Source organism: Oceaniovalibus sp. ACAM 378, assembly GCF_008085915.1.
GTDB lineage: Bacteria > Pseudomonadota > Alphaproteobacteria > Rhodobacterales > Rhodobacteraceae > Oceaniglobus.
The window spans coordinates 186,371-207,655 of sequence record NZ_VSJK01000002.1; the positions used below are offsets into that span (position 1 = coordinate 186,371).

The window sequence follows — 21,285 nt, forward strand, 5'->3', positions numbered from 1 at the left end:
TCGATCATCCCGCGCCCTTGCCCTGCTGCATCACCGCCTCTTTCGCGGCACGCAATCGTGGGCGAGGTCCGCCAGCGCGGTTCAGGGCCAGCATCCGGTCACGCTGCGCCGTGGTTGGGCCGGGGTTGTTCGGCGGCGCGGCGGTGAAGGTCCGCCACTCGTCCTGTGGTACTCCCAGCAGGCGCAGAACCGTGGCGCCGTGGCCAAGACGGTGTAGTGCTGCGTCCTCAAGGGTTGAGATATGAACTGGAATTGGTGTCAGGGCGGCGGCAACTCTTGCAGCCTGCGCCGCCGGGTCCGGGGTGTCTGCGAAGCGTTTGCGAAAGGTTTGCCAGTCGTCGATCAAGCGCGAACTGCGCAGCACATGCCCATAGAGCGAGCGTTGCCACGCTTCCGCCTCGCGCAGTGAATACAGAAATTCTACCCGCACATCGGGGCCAAACCTGCGGCGCAGGCAGCGCAATATAGCGCGGGCCAAAGTGATTGCGTCGTGCGATCCGTCGGTCATCACAGCACTGCGTCGCCGGAACCCGGGCATCATCCCCGACCAACTTTCACGGGACAGGATGATGACGGGGGCATCCGGGATGCGGCGCAGGGCGGCTGCCAGGCCATGCTCGAACAACCAAAGCGTCAGGCGTGACGGTCGCTGACCATACCATCGCCCCAGATACCGGGCGCGGCCAAGGTCGGCTTTCATATGCACATCTGCATAGGGTTTCAGCGCGTAGCGGTGGCGTTCAAGAAACGTCTGAAGGCTGGTTGTCCCGGTCTTGTAGAACCCGGCATGGACGAGGACGCGCGGCGCCCTGTCACGGGCGCCGATGTCAGCCATGGCCGGGAACCGTAGCGATCAGGCGATTACAAATACGCCCAACAGCAGAAGCAGGAACAAGACGAGAACGATTCCGATCAGCAGTTTCGCACCCGTCAGTGCCGCGCCCGAAATGAAATTGAACCCCAAAAGCGCCGCGACGGCGCCAACGACCAGCAGTATGAGAATAAGTTGCAGCATGACTGTCCTTTCCGGTTTCCGGCTGTATGGCCGGTTCGCAAAGGCAACGCCGCAGTTTGTGCCGAGGTTCCCTTGAAGGGGCCAGCGTCACAACAATCCGTCGGGCGGATCGGCAACGATGCGGCGTGCGGCCAGATCGACGGTTGGCACGCCATCACGGGTAAACGGCAGCAACAGAGTGTCGCCGCCTGTGGGGCGCTTGATTTCCAGCAGATCGTCGGCGCCGTGGTTCTGTACCGCGATTACCGTGCCCAGAGGCGCGCCGCCGGTGTCGACCACGCTCAGCCCAATCAGGTCGGCATAGTAGTATTCATCATCCGGCAGACCGGGCAACCGCCCGCGCGGAGCGAAAAGACGGACACCGCGCAGGGCATCGGCCTGTTCCTTGGTCGAAACGCCAGATATCCGGGCGGTAAACACGCCCTTGGCCTGACCGGTCAGTTTCAGATCAAACTGGCGGGTGCCGTCCTCGGTGCTGAGCGGGGCATAATCCGCAATGGCGCCGGGATCAGCACAAAAGCTTTTCAGCCGGATATCTCCACGCACCCCAAAGGCGCCCGAGATCGCACCGACACAGATCATCGGGGTGGTCTGGTCCGACATGCGTCTGCCCCTTTCACAGGTTGCGCCGCGCCCGGAATACGGACGCGGCGGGTTCGGTAATAAAGGATTATTCCTCGGCCGGGGCGGCGGCTTTTTCGGCCTTCTTGGTGGCGCGATCTACCGTTGCCTTGCTCGGGGTGCCCTTGGTCGGGTTGTTGCGCGTGGACTTTTCACGCAGGCCAGCAGCTTCGAGCATACGGGCAACACGATCTGTCGGCTGTGCACCGTGGGACAGCCAGTACTGGACCCGCTCGGCGTCCATCTTGACGCGGCTTTCATCGTCCTTGGGCAGCAGCGGGTTATAGGTGCCCAGCTTTTCCAGGAAACGCCCGTCGCGGGGCATACGCGAATCGGTCGCGACGATGGAATAATGCGGGCGCTTTTTCGATCCGCCACGGGCGAGTCTGATCTTCATGGCCATTGGTGTTCTCCTTTGAATGGCTTGGGATGCGACGGCTGTGCCGCCGCTCAGGATTTATGGATTTCGTGGTGCTTGATCACTTCCTGGATGATGAAGGCCAGGAATTTCTTGGTGAATTCGGGGTCGAGATCGGCGTCGAGAGACAGTTGCTGCAACCGCGCGATCTGGGTCGCTTCGCGGGATGGATCGGAGGGCGGCAGATCATGTTCCGCCTTCAGCCTTCCCACCGCCTGAGTGTGTTTGAACCGCTCGCCCAGAGTATAAACGAGGATCGCATCGAGACGGTCGATGCTGTCGCGATGGCTTGCCAGAAGCGATGCGGCGCGGGTCACTGGATCGGTCATGGGCGAAAACCTGCAACGTGAGTATGGGCGGACAGGCAAGCGGTGCCCGGCGGTGGTGTGGGATTGCGTCGGGCCGCGCTGTCGAAGGCGGACAGGCACGGGAATTCGATCACGACAGGGTTCAGGGTGCGGTCGTTCATTTCTTTTTTCCGAACCCGGACAGGCCCGGGGGCAGACCGCCGCCACCAAGGCCGGGAAGGCCGCCCGCGCCGCCGGGCATTTTGCCGCCCATTTGCGCCTGTGCGGCTTGCATCTCTGCCTCGGAGGGCATGCCGCCTTTGCCAAACATGCCTTTCATGGCCTGTTTCAGCATCCCGCCTTTGCCCATCTTCTTCATCATGTCGCCCATCTGGCGCTGCATCTTCAGAAGTTTGTTCAGATCGGACACTTGCAGCCCCGAACCGCTCGCGATGCGTTTCTTGCGGCTGGCCTGAAGCAGGGCGGGATTTGCGCGCTCCTTCTTTGTCATCGACTGGATCAGCGCGATCTGGCGGCGCAGGACAGAATCGTCAAAACCGGCATCGGCGACCTGTTTGCTCATCTTGGCCATGCCGGGCATCATGCCCATCACGCCTTCCATGCCGCCCATCTTGAGCATCTGTTCCAGTTGCATTTTCAGGTCGTTCATATTGAACTGACCCTTCTGGAACCGCCTCATCATCCGCTCGGCCTGTTCGGCCTCGATCGTTTGCTGTGCCTTTTCGACCAAAGCGACGATGTCGCCCATTCCAAGGATCCGGCCCGCCACCCGTTCGGGCTGAAATTCTTCAAGCGCGTCGAGCTTTTCGCCGGTGCCGACATATTTAATCGGCTTGCCGGTCACCGCGCGCATGGACAGGGCCGCGCCGCCGCGTCCGTCGCCATCCATCCGGGTCAGAACGACGCCGGTGATGCCGATGCGTTCGTCAAAATTTTCGGCGGTGTGCACGGCGTCTTGTCCGGTCAAACCGTCGACCACCAGAAGTGTTTCGCGCGGCTTGGCGATGTCACGAACTGTCGCCACTTCGTCCATCAGGGTGTCGTCGATGGACAACCGGCCTGCGGTGTCCAGCATGATCACGTCGTATCCGCCAAGCGCACCTTGGGTCTTTGCCCGTTTCGCGATGTCGGCAGGCTTTTGCCCCGCGACAATCGGCAGGGTGTCGACACCGATCTGCACGCCGAGGATGGCCAGCTGTTCCATTGCCGCAGGACGATTCACATCGAGCGAGGCCATCAGAACCCGCTTGTTGTCGCGGGTGGTCAGGCGGCGGGCCAGCTTGGCGGTTGTCGTCGTCTTGCCCGACCCCTGCAGGCCGACCATCAGGATCGTTGCCGGGGGATTGTCGATGCGCAGTGCACCGGGATCGTCGCCGTCACCCTTCAGCACATGGATCAGCTCGTCATGGACGATCTTGACCACCTGTTGGCCCGGGGTGACCGATTTCGTCACGGACTGGCCGGTCGCCTTGTCCTGCACCGCTTTGACGAAATCCCGTGCCACGGGCAGCGAAACGTCGGCCTCAAGCAGTGCAACCCGCACTTCTCGCAGAGCAGTTTTCACATCGTCGTCGGAAAGGGCACCCTGTTTGGTGAGCCGGTCAAAGACGCCTGACAGGCGTTCGGACAGATTTTCAAACATGGCCAAGCCGCCTTCCGGTCGTTTCATCTGCCCCCGGGATCAGAGGCGAAACCCCAAACGAGAAACGCACCAGTGGGCGCAACGCGCTGACTGGTGGCGATCCCGGCTGAGGCTGCGGGACCGGAAGCGTAAAAACCCCCGGAGTTGCGTCGCGATTTAAAGACCGGGACGCACAGAGTCAAGGCGGCGTGCCACCAACAAGAAAGGGCGCAGGGAAAAGACCCTGCGCCCCGGTATCACGGCAAGTGATGGATTACTTGCTGTTGTCGGCAAAGATTTCGCGGGTTTGCAGCACCACCAGTTCGGCGGTTGTGTACTCTGCGGGGTTCACGTCCAGCGTGGCGGCCAGTTGAACCTTGCCCGGCGACAGCGAAGCGCGGTCGTCGGCGGTGTTGTTGCCAACGTCTTTGCTGCGTTGCGAGATCAGGAAGTCGTCATGTTCTTCGCGGGCCTGATCCAGCAGGATGGCACGGTTGAGAGCGTTCGAGGTTGAAACGCGGGCCTCGCCCTTGGAATTCAGGATCGCAAGCGCGTTGGAGCGAGCGGCGGCGCCGGACTCGGACTGTGCCTGCTGCAGCAGGATCAAATCGCTGCGGGAAAAGGCTCCGGGCTCGACACCCAAGGTGCTTGCCAGTTGTGCGTCGCCCTGGCTGACCGATTGGGCGACGGCGGGAATTGCGGCGACCGAAGTTGCGGCGACGGCGAGAGCGGCGATGATTGTGTTCAGTTTCATGGTTCTGGTCCTTTTCTTGTACCGCAATTCGTGCGGCAATCGGGTGTGTCTGGGGCCTTCGGATCGGTGCCATGCGGCTGTTCCGTTGACCGTGAACAGTACATGGTATAGTGCTGTAGCGAACCAAACTGGCAGAATCATCAAGGCGGTTGTGCACATACGCACATCACGAAAAGCGGAGCAGGGGATGTATTGTGAAATCCGCTTCTACCGCTGCGCCGGGATGGGGCAGGGCCGCATCGCATCCGGGCAATTCCATCCGATCGTTGAGCGATGGGCGCAGATATAAACTCCTTGCATGGGTGATCGAAAACCGGTCACCTTGGCAATCAACTTTTCCTGACCGCGCATAGGCACATGTCGATCAAAACCTGGGATGAAATCCGAACCGCGTATCAGGTTGCCCGTCTGGGCACGGTCAGCGGCGCGGCAGATGTGCTGGGTGTGCATCATGCGACGGTGATCCGTCATATCGACGCGCTGGAGGGGCAGTTGGGTGTAAAGCTGTTTCAACGGCATGCACGCGGCTATACCGCGACCGAGGCGGGGACCGACCTGTTGCAGGTTGCGCAGGCGACCGATGACCAGTTCATTCAGCTTGCAGGCCGGATTCGCGGGCGCGGCGCGTCAGTGACGGGTGAACTGGTGGTCACTTCGATTGCGATGCTGTCGCCGTTGTTGAATCCGGTGATGATCCGGTTCCAAAGGGACCACCCCGGATTGATTGTGCGGTTTCTGACCGATGATCGGGTGTTCCGGCTGGAATACGGCGAGGCGCATGTGGCGATCCGCGCGGGTGCAGCGCCCGAGGGGGGCGACAACGTGGTGCAGCCGTTTGTCCACGACCGATTCGCTCTTTACGGCAGCAAGGATTATCTGGCGCTTAACGGCGCGCCCGAGTCGGACGAAGATCTGGCGAATCACAAATTTGTCGTGGCCGATGGGATGGACAGCAAGGCGCCGTTCTTTCGCTGGTTGTTCGATCGCGTACCACAGGCAAGCCTGTCGTTTCGCGCGACCGATGGACGGGTGATGCGCGATGCGATTCAGATGGGGGCCGGGCTTGGGTTCCTGTCGTCCTATGAGGCGAGGCTGCTGCCTGATCTGGTACAGGTGATGCCGCCGCGCCCTGAATGGAGAGCTCAGTTGTGGCTGGTCACCCATGTGGATCTGCATCGCACGATGAAGGTGCAGAGCTTTCTGGCCTATCTCAAGGACGCCGCGAAATCCTGGCCGCTGGAGTGATCCGGCGATGACCGAAACGGCCCGTGGACATCTGGCGATGCTGCTGTTTTCTGCGCTGGTGGCGGGGTCGTTCACTCTGGGGTCATTGGCGGCAAACGAGCTGGATCCGACGGTCTTGAACGCCGCGCGGTTCATTCTGGCAATGTGTATCGTCGGCGCGGTCGCCCTGGCGACGACCGGGATCAATCGTGAGGCATTCCGCGCGCCTTGGCGCTATCTTTTGCTCGGCGGGCTGTTTGCCTCGTATTTCGTGCTGATGTTCGAAGGGTTGAAAACCGCGCCGCCCGTGTCTGCGGCGGCGGTTTTCACTTTGGTGCCGGTGATGGCGGCCGTGTTCGGCTGGTTGCTGCTGCGTCAGGCGATTACAGGCCGAATCGTTCTGGCGCTGTCCATTGGTGCGGTCGGCGCGCTTTGGGTTATCTTTCGCGGTGATCCGCGCCTTGCTCTGTCGCTGGATGTCGGACGCGGCGAGGCGGTGTATTTTGTCGGATGTGTTGCACATGCAGCATACACCCCATTGGTGCGCAAACTGAACCGCGGAGAGCCCGCAGTCGTCTTTACCTTCGGCATGCTGGTTGCAGGCGCGGTGCTGCTGACCGTCATTGCATGGCCGGGGATCGTTGCGACGCAGTGGGGTGAATTGCCCACTATTGTCTGGATTACAATCGGTTACACGGCCGTATTCGCAAGCGCGGCGACGTTTGTGTTGATGCAATATGCGACCATGCGATTGCCTTCGGCAAACGTGATGGCCTATACCTATCTGACGCCGGGATGGGTGATCGTCTGGGAAGCCGTCCGCACAGGACAATTGCCACCGCCGTGGATATCTGGCGGTATCTTGCTGACGGGTATTGCTCTTTTCATGCTTCTGACCAAAAAGAACACAGCCGCGCGGGAAAATAAGTCAAAGGTTGCGGTGTCGCGGTGACGTCGCCTGTAACCTATGGTAGTTTTTCGCGTAGTATGATTTATGACCACAAACCGGAATTTTGGTGAGGATCAAATGAAGATTTCAAACATCGTCTCAACCGCTGCGGCTGGCGCTCTGGCGCTGGGCTTGTCGGTCTCGGCTGCCGCTGCCGAAACCTGTGTGATTGCACTGCCGTTTGATTTTGGCAGCGCCGCCGTTTCGACCACGAACCAGGGCCTGCTGGATATCGTCCGGTCCAAGTACAACGGCACGACCGTCGATCTGGCCGGTTATACCGACGCTGTCGGCAGCCCGGCTTCCAACCTGGTTTTGTCCCAGCGTCGGGCAAAGACGGTTTCCGATTATCTGACCTCGGGCACGACGATCAGCGTCAACAACGTGACCGGTTTCGGCGAATCGAACCTGAAGGTCGCCGACACGGGACCGAACCAGTTGAACCGTCGGGTCGAAGTTACCGTCTATGACTGTAACGCCGCAGATTTCGACGCCGTGCCGATTGGCGCGGGCCTTCTGGGCGGTGCGGGTGTTGCCGCTGGTATTCTGGGTGCGGTCATCATCGTGGGCGCCATCGGCGGTGGCGACGGTGACGGCGGTACCGGAACCGGCACCGGTACGGGCACAGCGACAGGCACGGGCAACTGATCCGGGCTTTCTGAACTGAAATTCTGAAAACGGCGCTCCTTGATGGGGCGCCGTTTTCGTTTCCGAGGACCGGGTTGTCGGAAAAAACTGCCGCCCTGCGGGGAACGGAACTGTGACATGCGAAGTTGGACCCTCAGACAGCGGTGACAAGACAGCGCACAGAGTCATCTGACCTTAGGGTCTGAAAGACACCGTGCAAGAGTTTGCAGGTCCTGTCGCCAATACAACGGGGAGACCCGACAACGCCGGGGGCGGCACACCCACCCTCAGGTTCAACACGTAAACTGCGGAGAACAATTCATGCGTAATATCATATATCTTGTCGGTCTCGTCGTTATCGTACTGGTTATCGTTCAGTTCGTGCTCTGATCCGGTGTGTTGGGCGGTCGGGGCAACCCGGCCCCTTCGCCGTCCAGCTCGACCGCAAGGAACCGCTCGAAGGCATCTAGATGCACGGCCTCGTACTGTCCGAATGCCTGCATCCAGATTGACGCATCGCGCATGGCGTCCGGTTCCAACTTGCACCATTTCACGCGGCCGCGCTTTTCCTGCGTGATAAGCCCCGCATGAGCCAACACCATCAGATGTTTTGAAATTGCAGCCAGTGATGTGGAAAATGGTTCTGCCACGTCGGTCACAGCCATGTCATCCTCGAGCAGCATTGCGAGAATGGCGCGGCGGGTCGGATCGGCGAGAGCCGAGAAAACTGTGTCAAGTGGTGCGGTCATGGCTCGATCAAGCACTCGGGCGCGTCATCGTCAACCATTTGGTTGAATATGCCGGTTGCGCGTCCCGCGACGTCCGAAGGGCAGATGTCGCCATATGCGGCAATCGCGACATTCAGTTAGATACATATATAACAATAGGTTAGCTTGTTGATCCGGCGCTCTTTCGCGCGCTTGACTTGCCCCCGTCCGGTTCATAGTGTCCGCTCAACCGCTGAGAGGGGGCTGCCGTGGCCAAAGATCCGCATGCCGAGCGTTTGAAGGCGCTGGACGACAGGATCGTTGCCGCCAAAAAGGCGCACGGCCCCAAGAAGCGTTCGGATGAGCATTATTCGACAGCCAATACGGCATGGCGGATGGTGATTGAGCTTGTGGCCGGTCTGGGGATCGGTTTTGGCATCGGATATGGGCTGGATGTGCTGTTTGACACCTTGCCTATCTTCCTGCTGCTGTTTACGGGGCTGGGGTTGGCTGCCGGTGTGAAGACGATGATGCGCACGGCGAGAGAGCTGCAGGACGACGCGATACGCACGCAGGGCATCGGTGATGACCTGCCGGAAAAGAAGGACGACTGAGGCATGGCGAGCGACGGCGGAAGCGGGCTTAGCATTCACCCGATGGATCAGTTCATCGTCCAGCCCCTGTTCGGGGACGGGCCGGTGGGCATGTTCACCATAACTAACGTCACGCTCTGGCTGGCGCTTTCGGTGGTCGCGGTTCTGGCGCTCATGGTATTGGGCACCCGGGGGCGCGCAGTTGTGCCCGGCCGTACGCAATCGGTGGCCGAACTGGCCTATGGTTTCGTGTACAAGATGGTCGAGGACGTGTCGGGCAAGGAGGGGCTGAAGTTTTTCCCCTATATCATGACGCTGTTCCTGTTCATCGTCTTTGCCAACTTTCTGGGCCTGCTCCCCATGTCGTTTGCCACCACCAGCCATATCGCGGTGACCGCGCTTCTGGCGATGGGGGTTTTCCTGACCGTCACTATTCTGGGTTTCGTAAAGAACGGATCAAAGTTCCTCGGCCTGTTCTGGGTGTCCAGCGCGCCCTTGGCCCTGCGTCCGGTTCTCGCAATCATCGAGCTGATCTCGTACTTTGTGCGGCCCGTTAGCCACTCCATCCGTCTTGCGGGCAATATCATGGCCGGGCACGCGGTTTTGAAGGTGTTCGCAGGGTTCGCGGCCGTCGGCGCGATCGCCCCCATCGCGATCTTCGGGATGATTGGCGTCTATGCGCTCGAACTGCTGGTTGCCTTTATCCAGGCTTATGTTTTCACGATCCTGACCTGTGTGTACCTCAAGGATGCGCTGCATCCCGGACACTGACGGTCAGCCCGACACAACAACACATCAATACCTAAATTCATCGTAAGGAGAGACGACATGGAAGGCGATATCGCACAAATGGGCCAATTCATCGGTGCCGGCCTGGCCGCCATCGGTTCGGGTGCAGCAGCTATCGGTGTGGGCCACGTGGCAGGAAACTTCCTGTCGGGTGCTTTGCGCAACCCGTCGGCCGCCGCCGGTCAGACCGCGATTCTGTTCATCGGCATCGCATTCGCAGAAGCGCTGGGGATCTTCTCGTTCCTCGTTGCGCTGCTGCTGATGTTTGCCGTCTGATCCAGCCTGATCCTTGCGACCGGGTGGGCAGCATTGTCTGCCCGGTGCATTTTTTGAGGTGTCACGGGGGACCATATGGCAACCGAAACAGCGGGTCACGGGGTCGAAACCGTCGGCCAGGAAATCGAAGCCGGCATGCCGCAGCTTGATTTCTCTACGTTCCCAAACCAGATTTTCTGGCTTCTGGTGGCGTTGTTCGCCATCTATTTCATCCTGTCGCGCATTGCGCTGCCCCGGATCGGCGCCGTTCTGGCCGAACGTCAGGGCACGATCACAAATGACATCGCTGCCGCAGAAGAGTTGAAGCTGCGCGCTGTCGATGCGGAAAAAGCCTATGACAAGGCGCTGGCCGATGCTCGCACCGAAGCAGGGCGTATCGTGGCAGCGACCAAGGCCGATATCCAAGGCGAACTGGACAACGTGATTGCGAAAGCCGATGCCGAAATCGCCGCAAAATCGGCCGAGTCGGAAAAAGCGATCAACGAAATCCGCGCCGGGGCGATCAAAAGCGTCGAAGAAGTTGCCACAGACACCGTTGCGGCAATCGTTGTGGCGCTGGGTGGCCAAGCCGACAAGGCCGCAGTCGACAGTGCCGTCAAATCCCGCCTGAAAGGGGACGCGCGATGACCAGACTTGCCCTTGCTCTGACCATGTTCGCGTCACCCGCTCTTGCGGCGACTGGACCGTTCTTTTCCCTGCGCAACACAGATTTTGTTGTGCTGATTGCCTTCGTACTGTTCCTCGGGGTGCTTGTCTATTTCAAGGTGCCGCCGATCATTGCGGGTTTGCTGGACAAGCGGTCGGACGAAATCCGCGCCAATCTGAACGAGGCACGCAGCCTGCGCGAAGAGGCACAGACGCTGCTCGCCTCGTATGAGCGCAAGCATGCCGAGGTTCAGGCCCAGGCAGACCGCATTGTCTCTGCCGCCAAGGTCGAGGCTGACGAAGCCGCCACCAAGGCGAAAGCTGATCTTGATCTGTCGCTCAAGCGCCGGATCAAGGCTGCGGAAGAACAGATCGAATCGGCGCAGGCGGCCGCGGTGCGCGACGTGCGTGACCGTGCCATCCAGGTGGCGATTGCCGCAGCGGGCGAGGTTCTGGCCAAGGATATGAGTGCATCAAGGTCAAGTGCGCTGATCGACGAATCAATCGAGACGGTCGCGGCCAAACTCCACTGACAAGGCCTGCATGCGCAGGTGGATGAACCCCGGCCCAAGTGGCTGGGGTTTTTCGTTTTCAGCCGCTTGTGAATGGAACAAGGCTCATCGCCGCTCGGCATGGTCCAATCGCTGGCGGGCGATCGCTTCATTCCGGTCGGCCCTCTGCTGTTCGACAAGCGCGGTCTGAACAAAGTCCAGATGCGATTCCATTGCAGCCCGCGCCGCCGGCCCATCGCGCGCCTGCATCGCCGTGTTGATATCCCGGTGCTGGTTCAGCAGCGTCTCGCGGGTTGTGTGCTGGCCAAACATGATCTGCCGGTTATACACGACGCCCTCGCGCAGAACCGCATTCATTGCACGCATCATATGCAGCATGACCAGATTGTGCCCTGCTTCGATGATGGCGAGGTGGAAATCGGCGTCCAACCCCGCCTCACGAGCCGGATCGGCGGCGGTATGGGCCTGTTCCATCCGGTGCAATGTGGCAGCGATGACCTTCAGATCCGTGGGCGTGGCCTGCCGTGCGGCCCGTTCGGCGGCCATTCCTTCGATATCGCGACGAAAGGCGATATAGTCGAAAACCGCTTCGGTGTGGGTGGCAAACAGCTGCGCAAGTGCCGGCGTGAAGGCCGGACCGATCAGATCGGCAACAAATACGCCCGACCCTGCCCGGCTGGTCAAAAGCCCGCGCGCCTGAAGCTCGGCCACGGCGTCGCGCAGCGACGGGCGAGATACGCCCATCCGGTCAGCCAGATCCCTTTCGGACGGCAAACGTTCACCGGGGCGCAGGATGCCCCGAAGAATCAGCAGTTCGATCTGTCGAACAACGGCAGAAGACAGCTTTTCCGGCTGAACCTTGTGAAACGGCATGGGCAGACACCTGTTGAATTGGTCAAATGATATGACCGCTTTCAGTCCCCGCCAAGGTCAATAGGCCAGCCAGCGAAAAAGGCCCGTTAACGAAAATGACCAGCCAACGAAAAAGGCCGGGCGCGGGGCCCGGCCTTCGACAGATTGCCGACCGATCAGTTGGTCGGGCGGATCACGATATCGACGCGACGGTTCTGTGCGCGCGTGGAAGCGGACAGGTTCGACGCGACAGGGCGGTCTTCGCCGTAACCGATGGCGCGAAGGCGTGACGACGAAACCCCATTCGACGCAAGGATCGCGGTGACCGCCTGTGCCCGACGCTGGGACAGGTCCAGGTTATAGGCGCTGGCACCGGTGTTGTCGGTATGGCCCTGAACTTCGACCACTGAATTGGGATAGCGGTTCAGGTTGGCAGCCAGCACGCCCAGATCGCCACGCAGCCCGCCCGATACCGAAGCGCTGTCGGTGGCGAACAGGATGTCCTGCGGCATGCGCACGATCAGTTCGTTGCCATTGTTCACGACATCGATGGAGCCGTTCGAGAAGTCGCCGCGCAGTTCGGCGGCCTGCTTGTCCAGAACGTTGCCGATGACGGCACCACCGGCGGCACCAATCGCGGCACCCAGGGCGGCATTCTTCAGGCGGTCACTGCCGCTTTCGCGGGTTCCGCCCAACACAGCGCCGATGGCGGCACCAGTCAGGGCACCGGAACGGGTGCGGTTGGGATCACCGGTAACGGGATCGGTACAGGCAGTCAGTCCCAGCAGACCCGCAGATGCGGTCAGCAGGGCGATTTTTGTGATGGTCATGTCAGTCCTCGTTCGAAGTTCGGCACATCTCAACGCGTGTCATATGATATGCGGTTCCATGTCGCACCGTAGAAATCGGCCATCGGCGGAACACCGCCCGCACATCTTTGTGATAGGGCTGGTGCATTCAAGCGACAGGTTACAGGGCGGTGAGGGCCGATTCATGGGCCAGCATCGCACGTTTCACCGGTAGACCCCAATGATAACCGCCCAATTCACCGGATTTGCGCAATGCACGATGACAGGGAATCAGCCAACTGATCGGGTTTCGCCCGACCGCGGTCCCGACAGCGCGCACCGCTTTGGGGTTGCCAATGCTGTTTGCGATCTCGCCATAGGTTGTGACATGGCCGGTGGGGATGGTCAGCAACGCCTCCCATACTTTCAACTGGAACGGCGCACCGATCAGGAAAAGCGGCGTTTTTTCATTGGTTTGCGATGCTCCGAACGCCGAATTGGCCCAAGGACGCAACCTGTCGGGATCTTCCACAAAAGTCGCATCGGGCCAGCGGGCGATAAGATCGTCCATCGCCGCCGCTTCGCCGGTTTCGGCGGCGAAGGCGATGCCGCAAAGACCTTTGTCGGTGCCCATGACAAGGGCCGGGCCAAAGGGACTGTCGAACCTGCCCCAGAACACGCATAATCCGTCGCCATGCCGGGCATAGCTGCCGGGGCTCATCGCCTCCCATGTCACGAAAAGATCGTGCAGGCGCGAGTTTCCGGACAAGCCCACGGCATCGGCGGTTGCCAGGGTGGTAAACCGTTCGCGCAACAAGGTACGGGCATGGCCCAGCCGCAGATACTGCTGGAATCGCTTTGGCGAAATTCCGACCCAGCGGGAAAAGACCCGCTGAAAATGGGCAGGTGACAGGTTCATCTCGGCGGCGATGTCGTCAAGCGTGAGAGTGCGCCCATCGTCGCCGTCAAGCCGGTCGATGGCCCGGCGGATAAGCGGCCAGTAATAGCTCTGTTCGGGATCTGACATGCGGCTTCCTTTCATCTGCCTCTGTTTATCCCTTTACGCGTTGCGGTGCGATCCGGAACCTGCGGCTTCGTTGCTATGATCTGCGATGGAAATTCGTGTCACTCGCCGGGATATTTGCACGCCAGAGGGGCGGGGGGCTTGCCTGCCATATGCCGGCGTTGCATGACAGCGGTATGGCAAAGCAACTGTCCTTTCCGGTGATGTACGAGATTTTCGCCCGCTTCCGGTCCGCCGAGCCCGAGCCGAAAGGCGAGCTTGAGCACGTCAATGCCTTTACCCTTGTCGTGGCTGTCGCTCTCAGCGCGCAGGCAACCGATGCAGGGGTGAACCGCGCGACGCGGGGCTTGTTTGCGGTCGCCGATACGCCCGAAAAAATGCTGGCGCTGGGGATTGATGGCGTTACCGAATATATCAAGACCATCGGCCTGTTTCGCAACAAGGCCAAGAACGTGATCGCAATGAGCCGTATTCTGGTCGAAGACTTTGGCGGCGTTGTTCCGTCGTCGCGTGCGGCCCTGCAATCCTTGCCCGGAGTGGGGCGCAAGACCGCGAATGTTGTTCTGAACATGTGGTTCCGGTATCCGGCACAGGCGGTCGACACGCATATCTTCCGGCTTGGCAACCGCAGCGGCATCGCGCCGGGAAAGACAGTCGAAATCGTCGAACGCGCGATTGAAGACAATGTTCCCGCCGAATTTCAACAGCACGCCCATCACTGGATGATCCTGCACGGGCGGTATACATGCGTGGCGCGCAAGCCCAAATGTGGCGCCTGCCTGATCCGCGACCTGTGCGCATACGAGGAAAAAACGACATGAAGAAATTTCAGGTTGTCGGCATCGGCAACGCAATGGTGGATGTTCTGGCGTCCTGCGATGATGATTTTCTGTCGGACAACGGCATCGAAAAGGGCATCATGCAGCTGACCGACCGGGAACGTGGTGTCGAGCTGTATTCGCGGATCGGCCCGGCGCGCGAAGTCAGCGGCGGCTCGGCGGCCAATACTATCGCGGGAATTGCCCATCTGGGCGGGCGCTCTGCCTATGTCGGCAAGGTGAAAGATGACCAGTTGGGCGCGATCTTTGCCCATGACCTGCGGGCGCAGGGGGTGGTCTATGACACCGCCATGGCAGAACCGGGGGCCGAGGCCGAAACCGGGCGCTGCATCATCCTTGTGACGCCGGATGGTGAGCGGTCAATGAACACCTATCTGGGCGTGACCGAGTTTTTGGCGCCCTCGGATATCGACGAAGGCCAAGTGGCCGAGGCCGACTGGATCTATCTGGAGGGTTATCGGTTCGATGGTCCGCAAAGCCACGCGGCCTTTGCCAAGGCAATCGACGCCTGCACCGGGGCGGGGGGCCGCGTTGCCCTGACGCTGAGCGATCCGTTCTGTGTCGAGCGTCACCGCGATGCCTTTCGCGCAATGATCCGCGATCACGTCGATCTGCTGTTTTGCAACCGGGCCGAGATACTGTCGATGTATCAGACCGATGATTTCGACGAGGCGCTGACCCGCGCTGGGTCCGAGGTCGCCATGGTCGCCTGTACCGACAGCGAGAACGGCGCCTATGTTCTGACCGGCGGGCAGCGCGTGCATGTGCCTGCAACCAAGGTCGATGTCGTCGATGCCACGGGGGCGGGCGATCTGTTTGCCGGTGCGTTTCTTTGGGCACAGGCCGAAGGCATGAACCCCGAGATTTGCGCAAGGGCAGGCTGTATCGCAGCGGGCGAGGTGATCTCGCACATCGGGGCGCGGCCCGAGACCGACCTGAAAACCCTGTTCGCGAAACACGGCTTGCACGCCTGAGGTGACGGAACGTGTCATCGGGTTTCATGTGAGAAGAATCCTGCCCCCACTGCCCTGATCCCGATTTCGATCCTGTCGGATTGCGAAATGCTCGGGGGGGCGCGGGTTCAGGGCTTCAACCGCCGCCCTGCCTTGCTGGCGGGGCGGGAAAAGATCCCTCGGCGAACGGCCATTGCGCGGTGTTTGTCACCAAAAGCGACGCTCTGGACGGAAACCGGGCGTTTCGCGGTATGAGGTCAGGCCCGGTCAATCACCCAGTTTCGCATGGACCTCGTCCAGGTCGATTTCACCGGTGGGCATCTTGTTGGCTGGGTTCTCAAAGTCATAGCGAAACAGCCGGAAATCGCGTTTGTACACTTCGTACATCAGGTGCATCGTCAGGTCGTCAAAGTAATCCTCGACCGGGTGGGCGCGCTTGGGGCCGTGGCCTTCGGATTCATTGAACCGCGGAATGGCCGACAGATCGACGGGGTGCGGCGTTTCGGCCCCGTCCAGCACCGCCTGCATCCCGGCGTTGAAATCTTCGGTCCAGAAGATCCGGTCATACCGCCCGCCGTTGACCACAAAGGTCGCAAGGTGGCCCGACATGGCTGACCAGTGGATGTCAGGCTCCATCGGTTTGCGCCAGCGGATCGTGTCGCGCACAAACAGCATGAACCGGCGGAAACTGGCAATCTGGTCGAAATCACCGGTGCCGTCTGGTCCACCCACGTCGATTCCATATTTCTGAACCAGCAGCGGCACCAGATTGCCGCGATAGCGTTTGCCGTTGCGCTGGACGCCGCAGATCTTGTCAAAAAACGACGACAACACCCGGGTATAGGGATTGCGAACACAGGTAAAAGTCGGTGACGTGCCCGCCTTGACGTTGGCGGTGATCAACGGCTGGCTGTCCTCTTGCGCCCATTTGTGCAGACCGCTGGTGGCGTCATGAATATCGCCGTCATAGAACTGCCCGTGATCCGAGTAATACATGATCTGTCCGATGGTAGAGCAGGCGCATTTGGGCACCACACGGTAAACCATGCTTTCGCTTGTCGTCATCCATGTCCCGGGAAAGCCCATGTGCCGTCATCCTCGCCTTTTACAGCCTTATATGTGACAACTGCGTGGGAAGGCAGAGAAAAAACCGCCACAACCCTGTCACCTCATATGGTTTTCAGAGTATCCGGTTAAAGCAATCACAATCCGGACCTGTTCACTGTTTCAACAATGGCTCGAATCGCGTTCATCCTACTGTGTCACAAAGATCCGGACGCCGTCATTCAGCAGGCGCGCCGACTGACGGCTGTTGGCGATTTCATGTCGATCCATTTCGACGCCCGGGCTGGCCGTGCCGACTATGATCGGATTCACGAGGCGCTGAAGGACAACCCCAGAGTCGTCTTTGTGCGCAGACGGATCAAATGCGGCTGGGGAACGTGGAGCCTTGTCAAGGCGACGTTGCTGGCGGTGCGTGCCGCGGTCGAAGCGTTTCCGCGCGCCACGCATTTCTATATGCTGTCAGGCGATTGCATGGCGATCAAATCGGCGGAATACGCGCACGGATTTCTGGATGCGGAAGACGCCGATTATATTGAATCCGTCGATTATTTCGACAGCGGTTGGATCAAGACGGGGTTCCGCGAAGAACGGTTGATCTATCGCCACTTCTTTAACGAACGCACACACAAGTGGTTGTTCTACAAATCCTATGAGTTGCAAAAGCGGCTGGGGCTGGCGCGCGGGGTTCCGGCCGACCTGCAAATGATGATCGGCAGCCAGTGGTGGTGCCTGCGCCGTCGTACGATCGAGGTGGTCTTGGATCTTGCCCGCCGTCGCCGCGACATAATGCGGTTCTTTCGCACCACCTGGATTCCGGATGAGACATTTTTCCAGACTCTGGTGCGGCATCTGGTGCCGGAAAAGGAAATCCGTTCACGCACCCTGACGTTCCTGATCTTTACCGACTACGGGATGCCGGTGGTTTTTTACAACGATCACTATGATCTGCTGCTGGCGCAGGATTACCTGTTCGCGCGCAAGATCAGCCCGGGCGCCGCGACGTTGAAGGAAAAATTGGGCGATCTTTATTCCGCGCGGGGTACGGCGTTCCAGATCAGCAATGAAGGGCGCAGTCTGTTCAATTTCATGACCGGGCGCGGCCGCGAGGGGCGACGGTTCGCGCCGCGATTCTGGGAAACCGAATCGACCCTGGGCCGGGAACGCGAGCTGATGATCGTGATCAGCAAGAAGTGGCATGTGGGCAAGCGTCTGCTGGAGCGGATTCGCAATGTGACCGACGTGCCCGCCATCGACTATTTGTTCGACGAGGACGGCGCGCATCTGCCCGATCTGGGCGGCATTCAGAAAACGATGGAAAAGCGCACCCGCCACCGCCGCGCCCTGATGCGGATGCTGTTCGATTACTATGAATCCGACCGTCTGGTGATCTGCCTTGATCCCGACAATATCGACCTGTTGCGTGATTTCCAAACTGACCGTTCGGTCACTCGACTGCTTGAAGTTCAATGCCAGTTCACCGACGAATATCTGCTGGGCCATGCAAAACGCGTCGGTCTGGCGGGCGAAAGAACACCGCAGGAAACCATCGACACCCTGCTGCCGACCATCCGCGCCGACGTCGCCCACGAAAGCGATATTCTGCGCGATGCCGGGTTCGACGCGCTTTATCAACTTACTCAGGGTGCACCGGATGCGGTGAATGCCGCCGCTCTGACCGCATTCCTGTCGATTTCACCGGAGGCTGCGATGCGGCTTGCCAGTGACGACCAGCTTTTCGACGACTGACCAAAAAGGAATACGCCGATGTTTGCAACCTATGACGACCAGAACATCTTTGCCCGCATCCTGCGCGGTGAAATCCCGAACACGACAGTGATGGAAACCGATCACACGCTGGCGTTCCGCGATATCAACCCTCTGGCACCGGAGCATGTGCTGGTGATCCCCAAGGGCGCCTATATCTCCCACGACGATTTTGCCCTCAACGCTGGCGAGGCCGAGATTGTCGATTTCATCCGCGTCACGGGCCGGATCTGTGCCGAACTGGGCGTTCAGCCTTCCACCCAGGGGGCAGGATACCGGATTATTTCGAATGCAGGAACGGATGGGGTGCAGGATGTGCCACACTACCACCTGCATATCCTTGCCGGGCGCCCGCTGGGCCGGATGCTTTCGGCGGGTTGAACGCGCGGCACGGGTCGCCGGGGCTGGCCTTGCCGCCCTGCCGGGATTTCTGAGCGCGACGTAAGGCGCGCTCGGCGAGCATCGCTGCGATCTGCTCGCAAGGATGACGGCATTTTCATCGGCAGGACGGGAAATCGGGATGACGGCAGTTTGAAATCTGCGATACTGCGTCGCAGATTGACGACACCCGCATGTCCGAGGAGAATGCCATGGCCGATCTCGATGCCCAGGTCCGCAAAAGTCAGGCGCAGGTCGCCGATACCCAAGCCAAGATCACTGAAATTACCAGCCGGATCGAAACGGCACGTCAGAAAATGGCGTCCGGCACAGATGTGACCGTCGAGATCGAGAACGCCACTCTGGACGATGTACATGCCCATACAGAGGCGATGAATGCGAATATCGCCGAACTGATCATGGGGCTTGATGACGTGACCTCGGGGTTTTCGAAAGACTTCGCTGAAATGCGCGACAAGACCGGTTGGGAAAGCTTCGTCGGCATCTTTTCCGAAGGCAAATCCGAATCCCTGCGGCAGGAACGGATGCGGACTGCATCGGTTGACGAAAAGTTGCAGGATCTGATCTCCAAGTCCGACATCATCGTGCGCCTTCTAGAGGGCCAGCTTGCCGTGCTGAACGAACAGAAGACGCGGGTCGAGGTCAACCTGACCGAAACGCTGGACGACCGCGAGTTCACAGTCGGCGAGCTTGAAGCGCTGCGGGTCGATATTCTGGCCATGGACCCGAAGATCATCGCGCTGGAAAACCGGATCAGCGTCGAACAGGACGCCGCCGCCCGCACCCGTCTGGAAACTGAACTCGCCGGATTGAACCAGAGCTATAATGAAATGGTGCAGCAGGAACAGGTCAAGCTGGCCAAGTCGCAGACGCTGGAACGCTATATCGAAAAGGGCAAGACCTGGGTCGATTCGCTGCAAAATCAGGCGGCGACGCAGATGGTCTTGATTAACAAGTTGCAGACCGACACGAAACAGCGTGTCGTATTGTATGACGCCCTGACAAAATCGCTGAAGACCGCGCAGCAGCAGGATGTCGCACACCGGATCAACGAGATCGGTGTGCAGACCGATCAGGAGGCGCAGACCGCCATGGCGCAGATCGGCGCGGCAACCAACAGCCGGATGGGTGACATGCTGGAGGCGCACGAGGATCATATGGTCTTTGCGCGAAAGGTTCTGGAGCAAAAGCAAAAGGCCGACGAACGGTTCGCCCGACGCTTTGCCTCGATCGTCGAAAAGCACGACAAGAACCTGTATGGTGAATGACCTGTGCAGGCGGCGAAATTTCCTTGAAGTAAGGAAATTGAAAAATTTCTCGCAGGAGAAATTTGGGGGCCGGCGATGAGCGAGGGCGTGACCGGTGCCGATCTGTCGCGCGATCATGTCGGGCTGACCGATACATTGGTCGCGCGCCGGTACTTCCGCAAGTTTGAAGCGATCTCGTCGCATCTGGCACGCGTCGCAGCCGCGATGGAGTCCGAGGGTATCTTTTCGCGCGGCGAGGTCGAGGTTCTGGGCGATTACGTTCAGCGGATTGCCAATACGTTTCGCGCTCTGGGCATGAAATATCTGATGACCGGGCGTGATACCGGCACCTCATTTGGCAGCCTTGCGATGGACCGGACCGAAAGCGGGTTTCCGGTGTTCCGCGAGCTGCTGACCATGGGCAGCGATTTCGCGCAGGCGGCCGCACATCTTGATTCAACCCCCGACCGGGAAGGGTTGACCGAGCAGATGCTTGGACGGATTCTGCGAGACCTCGAGATTCCGACCCGGCTGCAATTCGCCATGGCTCAGCGGGTCTATTATGAAACACTGTTGGCACAGTCATTGTTCTGGGCGCAGAACGATCCGCGCGCGATCTGGCTGGGCGGGGTGGAGGGCAGGCGGCGGTTCTTGCTGCACTGGGCGGTCTATGACACCGAGGTCAACCTGCCGGTCGTCTATCTGATGGAGATCGAGGATTCGGGGCGCGTGTCGCTTCCCAAGGATGCGGCGCGCTGGCCGGCGGTTCAGGCGCATTTGACGGCTCAGTCGATGGGCGGGCTGAAACTGTTGACTATCGCCAATGGGTTCGACCGGGATTTCGACGATCTGCACCCCAAACGGTTGCGCCGCCTGCACATCGGGCCAATGTATTCGCGAGCCTATACCCAGCAGTCCGGGCCAATTCATGAGATTCTGGAAGAGGCTCATGCACCGGATGAGCAGGACTGGTGTCTGGTCTGGACGACCGAGGAACTGGAGAGCGGACGGGTGGAGCGTGAGTCCAAGGGATGGTTCGGTTCGGTCGAACGTGAGGTGTTCACGCTGGATCCCTTCGGGACGCGCGGCATAGACACCGGCGCGACACGGACCGACAGATCGATCATTCTGCCGCAGCTCTTGTTTCAGGTGTTGTCCGAGAAGAATCCGCCGGGGTTTCGGTCGGTGCGCAAATTCGTCGTTTCCGCCAATGGGCGCGTTCTGAGCCACCGATAGATCGGCGCGAGTGTTCGGGCGCAGCGCAGTGAGTATTTTTGCAAAGAAGAAACAGGAGG

At 60.0% G+C, this 21,285-nt stretch carries 27 protein-coding genes; 14 read left to right on the plus strand and 13 right to left on the minus strand.

Annotated features, from left to right (window positions below; all coding sequences use genetic code 11):
• Positions 1–4 precede the first annotated feature (4 nt).
• From FQ320_RS02870 to FQ320_RS02900, 8 genes are all read right to left on the minus strand, one after another.
• A complete protein-coding gene (locus FQ320_RS02870) occupies positions 5–835 on the minus strand; it encodes a hypothetical protein (RefSeq protein WP_148469847.1) in 831 nt (276 codons plus the stop codon).
• Between the two features lie 18 nt (positions 836–853).
• A complete protein-coding gene (locus tag FQ320_RS02875) occupies positions 854–1,015 on the minus strand; it encodes a DUF1328 family protein (protein ID WP_148469849.1) in 162 nt (53 codons plus the stop codon).
• Between the two features lie 87 nt (positions 1,016–1,102).
• Positions 1,103–1,618, minus strand: a complete 516-nt coding sequence (gene rimM, locus FQ320_RS02880) for a ribosome maturation factor RimM (RefSeq protein WP_148469850.1) — start codon at positions 1,616–1,618, stop codon at positions 1,103–1,105.
• Positions 1,619–1,685: 67 nt separating this feature from the next.
• Positions 1,686–2,039: a 30S ribosomal protein S16 gene (rpsP, locus tag FQ320_RS02885; RefSeq protein ID WP_148469852.1), complete on the minus strand. Its 354-nt coding sequence runs from the start codon at positions 2,037–2,039 to the stop codon at positions 1,686–1,688.
• A gap of 47 nt (positions 2,040–2,086) precedes the next feature.
• Positions 2,087–2,383 (minus strand): chorismate mutase, encoded by a 297-nt coding sequence (locus FQ320_RS02890; protein WP_148469855.1) that lies wholly within the window; start codon positions 2,381–2,383, stop codon positions 2,087–2,089.
• Positions 2,380–2,523 carry a hypothetical protein gene (locus tag FQ320_RS25495; RefSeq protein WP_187393755.1) on the minus strand — a complete coding sequence of 48 codons (144 nt, stop codon included), beginning with the start codon at positions 2,521–2,523 and terminating at the stop codon, positions 2,380–2,382. The genes FQ320_RS02890 and FQ320_RS25495 overlap by 4 nt, the downstream gene beginning before the upstream one ends.
• The gene (gene ffh / locus FQ320_RS02895; protein WP_148470270.1) at positions 2,520–4,004 is read right to left on the minus strand and encodes a signal recognition particle protein; all 1,485 of its coding nucleotides are present in this window, start codon (positions 4,002–4,004) and stop codon (positions 2,520–2,522) included. The genes FQ320_RS25495 and ffh overlap by 4 nt, the downstream gene beginning before the upstream one ends.
• A gap of 253 nt (positions 4,005–4,257) precedes the next feature.
• Complete coding sequence (locus FQ320_RS02900) at positions 4,258–4,737, minus strand: hypothetical protein (RefSeq protein ID WP_148469857.1); 480 nt, start codon at positions 4,735–4,737, stop codon at positions 4,258–4,260.
• A gap of 363 nt (positions 4,738–5,100) precedes the next feature.
• Here FQ320_RS02900 and FQ320_RS02905 point away from each other — a divergent pair, with 363 nt between their 5' ends.
• The 3 genes from FQ320_RS02905 (at position 5,101) to FQ320_RS02915 (ending at position 7,558) form a co-directional block, all read left to right on the plus strand.
• The gene (locus tag FQ320_RS02905) at positions 5,101–5,982 is read left to right on the plus strand and encodes a LysR family transcriptional regulator (RefSeq protein ID WP_148470272.1); all 882 of its coding nucleotides are present in this window, start codon (positions 5,101–5,103) and stop codon (positions 5,980–5,982) included.
• A 7-nt stretch (positions 5,983–5,989) separates the two neighbouring features.
• Positions 5,990–6,913 carry a DMT family transporter gene (locus FQ320_RS02910; RefSeq protein ID WP_148469859.1) on the plus strand — a complete coding sequence of 308 codons (924 nt, stop codon included), beginning with the start codon at positions 5,990–5,992 and terminating at the stop codon, positions 6,911–6,913.
• Between the two features lie 75 nt (positions 6,914–6,988).
• Positions 6,989–7,558, plus strand: coding sequence for an OmpA family protein (locus FQ320_RS02915; RefSeq protein WP_222861563.1), 570 nt, complete (start codon positions 6,989–6,991; stop codon positions 7,556–7,558).
• Positions 7,559–7,911: 353 nt separating this feature from the next.
• On the opposite strand, the gene FQ320_RS02920 is transcribed toward FQ320_RS02915, so the two are convergent.
• Complete coding sequence (locus FQ320_RS02920) at positions 7,912–8,286, minus strand: helix-turn-helix transcriptional regulator (protein ID WP_148469863.1); 375 nt, start codon at positions 8,284–8,286, stop codon at positions 7,912–7,914.
• A gap of 227 nt (positions 8,287–8,513) precedes the next feature.
• Here FQ320_RS02920 and FQ320_RS02925 point away from each other — a divergent pair, with 227 nt between their 5' ends.
• The 5 genes from FQ320_RS02925 to FQ320_RS02945 all read left to right on the plus strand — a co-directional run bounded on the left by FQ320_RS02925 (position 8,514) and on the right by FQ320_RS02945 (position 11,080).
• On the plus strand, positions 8,514–8,858 hold the full coding sequence (locus FQ320_RS02925) for an AtpZ/AtpI family protein (protein ID WP_148469865.1): 345 nt from the start codon (positions 8,514–8,516) through the stop codon (positions 8,856–8,858).
• Between the two features lie 3 nt (positions 8,859–8,861).
• Positions 8,862–9,608: a F0F1 ATP synthase subunit A gene (locus tag FQ320_RS02930; protein ID WP_148469867.1), complete on the plus strand. Its 747-nt coding sequence runs from the start codon at positions 8,862–8,864 to the stop codon at positions 9,606–9,608.
• A 57-nt stretch (positions 9,609–9,665) separates the two neighbouring features.
• Positions 9,666–9,902: a F0F1 ATP synthase subunit C gene (locus FQ320_RS02935; RefSeq protein ID WP_148469869.1), complete on the plus strand. Its 237-nt coding sequence runs from the start codon at positions 9,666–9,668 to the stop codon at positions 9,900–9,902.
• A 75-nt stretch (positions 9,903–9,977) separates the two neighbouring features.
• On the plus strand, positions 9,978–10,529 hold the full coding sequence (locus tag FQ320_RS02940; protein ID WP_148469871.1) for a F0F1 ATP synthase subunit B': 552 nt from the start codon (positions 9,978–9,980) through the stop codon (positions 10,527–10,529).
• Positions 10,526–11,080 carry a F0F1 ATP synthase subunit B gene (locus FQ320_RS02945; protein WP_148469873.1) on the plus strand — a complete coding sequence of 185 codons (555 nt, stop codon included), beginning with the start codon at positions 10,526–10,528 and terminating at the stop codon, positions 11,078–11,080. The genes FQ320_RS02940 and FQ320_RS02945 overlap by 4 nt, the downstream gene beginning before the upstream one ends.
• 84 nt (positions 11,081–11,164) lie before the next feature.
• Here FQ320_RS02945 and FQ320_RS02950 read toward each other — a convergent pair whose 3' ends face one another.
• The 3 genes from FQ320_RS02950 to FQ320_RS02960 all read right to left on the minus strand — a co-directional run bounded on the left by FQ320_RS02950 (position 11,165) and on the right by FQ320_RS02960 (position 13,726).
• Positions 11,165–11,932: a FadR/GntR family transcriptional regulator gene (locus FQ320_RS02950; protein ID WP_148469874.1), complete on the minus strand. Its 768-nt coding sequence runs from the start codon at positions 11,930–11,932 to the stop codon at positions 11,165–11,167.
• A 155-nt stretch (positions 11,933–12,087) separates the two neighbouring features.
• The gene (locus FQ320_RS02955; RefSeq protein WP_148469876.1) at positions 12,088–12,741 is read right to left on the minus strand and encodes an OmpA family protein; all 654 of its coding nucleotides are present in this window, start codon (positions 12,739–12,741) and stop codon (positions 12,088–12,090) included.
• A 139-nt stretch (positions 12,742–12,880) separates the two neighbouring features.
• A complete protein-coding gene (locus FQ320_RS02960) occupies positions 12,881–13,726 on the minus strand; it encodes a bifunctional helix-turn-helix domain-containing protein/methylated-DNA--[protein]-cysteine S-methyltransferase (protein WP_148469878.1) in 846 nt (281 codons plus the stop codon).
• A 173-nt stretch (positions 13,727–13,899) separates the two neighbouring features.
• On the opposite strand from FQ320_RS02960, the gene nth reads away from it, so the two are divergent.
• Together nth and FQ320_RS02970 are read left to right on the plus strand one after the other, a co-directional pair.
• Positions 13,900–14,544: an endonuclease III gene (nth, locus tag FQ320_RS02965; RefSeq protein ID WP_148469880.1), complete on the plus strand. Its 645-nt coding sequence runs from the start codon at positions 13,900–13,902 to the stop codon at positions 14,542–14,544.
• Positions 14,541–15,536, plus strand: a complete 996-nt coding sequence (locus FQ320_RS02970) for an adenosine kinase (protein ID WP_148469882.1) — start codon at positions 14,541–14,543, stop codon at positions 15,534–15,536. Before nth ends, FQ320_RS02970 begins: the two co-directional genes overlap by 4 nt.
• Positions 15,537–15,782: 246 nt before the next feature.
• On the opposite strand, the gene FQ320_RS02975 is transcribed toward FQ320_RS02970, so the two are convergent.
• Positions 15,783–16,601, minus strand: coding sequence for a sulfotransferase family protein (locus FQ320_RS02975; protein ID WP_148469884.1), 819 nt, complete (start codon positions 16,599–16,601; stop codon positions 15,783–15,785).
• A 147-nt stretch (positions 16,602–16,748) separates the two neighbouring features.
• Here FQ320_RS02975 and FQ320_RS02980 point away from each other — a divergent pair, with 147 nt between their 5' ends.
• The 4 genes from FQ320_RS02980 to FQ320_RS02995 all read left to right on the plus strand — a co-directional run bounded on the left by FQ320_RS02980 (position 16,749) and on the right by FQ320_RS02995 (position 21,226).
• A complete protein-coding gene (locus FQ320_RS02980; RefSeq protein WP_148469886.1) occupies positions 16,749–18,326 on the plus strand; it encodes a DUF5928 domain-containing protein in 1,578 nt (525 codons plus the stop codon).
• A gap of 18 nt (positions 18,327–18,344) precedes the next feature.
• The gene (locus FQ320_RS02985; protein WP_148469888.1) at positions 18,345–18,725 is read left to right on the plus strand and encodes an HIT domain-containing protein; all 381 of its coding nucleotides are present in this window, start codon (positions 18,345–18,347) and stop codon (positions 18,723–18,725) included.
• Between the two features lie 209 nt (positions 18,726–18,934).
• A complete protein-coding gene (locus FQ320_RS02990) occupies positions 18,935–20,011 on the plus strand; it encodes a hypothetical protein (protein WP_148469890.1) in 1,077 nt (358 codons plus the stop codon).
• 75 nt (positions 20,012–20,086) lie between these two features.
• Complete coding sequence (locus FQ320_RS02995) at positions 20,087–21,226, plus strand: hypothetical protein (protein ID WP_148469892.1); 1,140 nt, start codon at positions 20,087–20,089, stop codon at positions 21,224–21,226.
• Positions 21,227–21,285 lie beyond the last annotated feature (59 nt).

Coding starts and splice junctions, on each gene's coding strand:
- FQ320_RS02985 (WP_148469888.1), top strand. CDS start 18,345: ATGTTTGCAACCTATGACGACCAGAACATCTTTGCCCGCATCCTGCGC.
- FQ320_RS02950 (WP_148469874.1), bottom strand. CDS start 11,932: ATGCCGTTTCACAAGGTTCAGCCGGAAAAGCTGTCTTCTGCCGTTGTT.
- rpsP (WP_148469852.1), bottom strand. CDS start 2,039: ATGGCCATGAAGATCAGACTCGCCCGTGGCGGATCGAAAAAGCGCCCG.
- FQ320_RS02875 (WP_148469849.1), bottom strand. CDS start 1,015: ATGCTGCAACTTATTCTCATACTGCTGGTCGTTGGCGCCGTCGCGGCG.
- FQ320_RS02970 (WP_148469882.1), top strand. CDS start 14,541: ATGAAGAAATTTCAGGTTGTCGGCATCGGCAACGCAATGGTGGATGTT.
- FQ320_RS02930 (WP_148469867.1), top strand. CDS start 8,862: ATGGCGAGCGACGGCGGAAGCGGGCTTAGCATTCACCCGATGGATCAG.
- FQ320_RS02975 (WP_148469884.1), bottom strand. CDS start 16,601: ATGGGCTTTCCCGGGACATGGATGACGACAAGCGAAAGCATGGTTTAC.
- FQ320_RS02890 (WP_148469855.1), bottom strand. CDS start 2,383: ATGACCGATCCAGTGACCCGCGCCGCATCGCTTCTGGCAAGCCATCGC.
- FQ320_RS02910 (WP_148469859.1), top strand. CDS start 5,990: ATGACCGAAACGGCCCGTGGACATCTGGCGATGCTGCTGTTTTCTGCG.
- FQ320_RS02920 (WP_148469863.1), bottom strand. CDS start 8,286: ATGACCGCACCACTTGACACAGTTTTCTCGGCTCTCGCCGATCCGACC.
- FQ320_RS02935 (WP_148469869.1), top strand. CDS start 9,666: ATGGAAGGCGATATCGCACAAATGGGCCAATTCATCGGTGCCGGCCTG.
- FQ320_RS02995 (WP_148469892.1), top strand. CDS start 20,087: ATGAGCGAGGGCGTGACCGGTGCCGATCTGTCGCGCGATCATGTCGGG.
- FQ320_RS02955 (WP_148469876.1), bottom strand. CDS start 12,741: ATGACCATCACAAAAATCGCCCTGCTGACCGCATCTGCGGGTCTGCTG.
- FQ320_RS25495 (WP_187393755.1), bottom strand. CDS start 2,523: ATGAACGACCGCACCCTGAACCCTGTCGTGATCGAATTCCCGTGCCTG.
- FQ320_RS02940 (WP_148469871.1), top strand. CDS start 9,978: ATGGCAACCGAAACAGCGGGTCACGGGGTCGAAACCGTCGGCCAGGAA.
- FQ320_RS02900 (WP_148469857.1), bottom strand. CDS start 4,737: ATGAAACTGAACACAATCATCGCCGCTCTCGCCGTCGCCGCAACTTCG.
- FQ320_RS02980 (WP_148469886.1), top strand. CDS start 16,749: ATGGCTCGAATCGCGTTCATCCTACTGTGTCACAAAGATCCGGACGCC.
- ffh (WP_148470270.1), bottom strand. CDS start 4,004: ATGTTTGAAAATCTGTCCGAACGCCTGTCAGGCGTCTTTGACCGGCTC.
- FQ320_RS02945 (WP_148469873.1), top strand. CDS start 10,526: ATGACCAGACTTGCCCTTGCTCTGACCATGTTCGCGTCACCCGCTCTT.
- FQ320_RS02990 (WP_148469890.1), top strand. CDS start 18,935: ATGGCCGATCTCGATGCCCAGGTCCGCAAAAGTCAGGCGCAGGTCGCC.
- FQ320_RS02870 (WP_148469847.1), bottom strand. CDS start 835: ATGGCTGACATCGGCGCCCGTGACAGGGCGCCGCGCGTCCTCGTCCAT.
- nth (WP_148469880.1), top strand. CDS start 13,900: ATGGCAAAGCAACTGTCCTTTCCGGTGATGTACGAGATTTTCGCCCGC.
- FQ320_RS02960 (WP_148469878.1), bottom strand. CDS start 13,726: ATGTCAGATCCCGAACAGAGCTATTACTGGCCGCTTATCCGCCGGGCC.
- rimM (WP_148469850.1), bottom strand. CDS start 1,618: ATGTCGGACCAGACCACCCCGATGATCTGTGTCGGTGCGATCTCGGGC.
- FQ320_RS02915 (WP_222861563.1), top strand. CDS start 6,989: ATGAAGATTTCAAACATCGTCTCAACCGCTGCGGCTGGCGCTCTGGCG.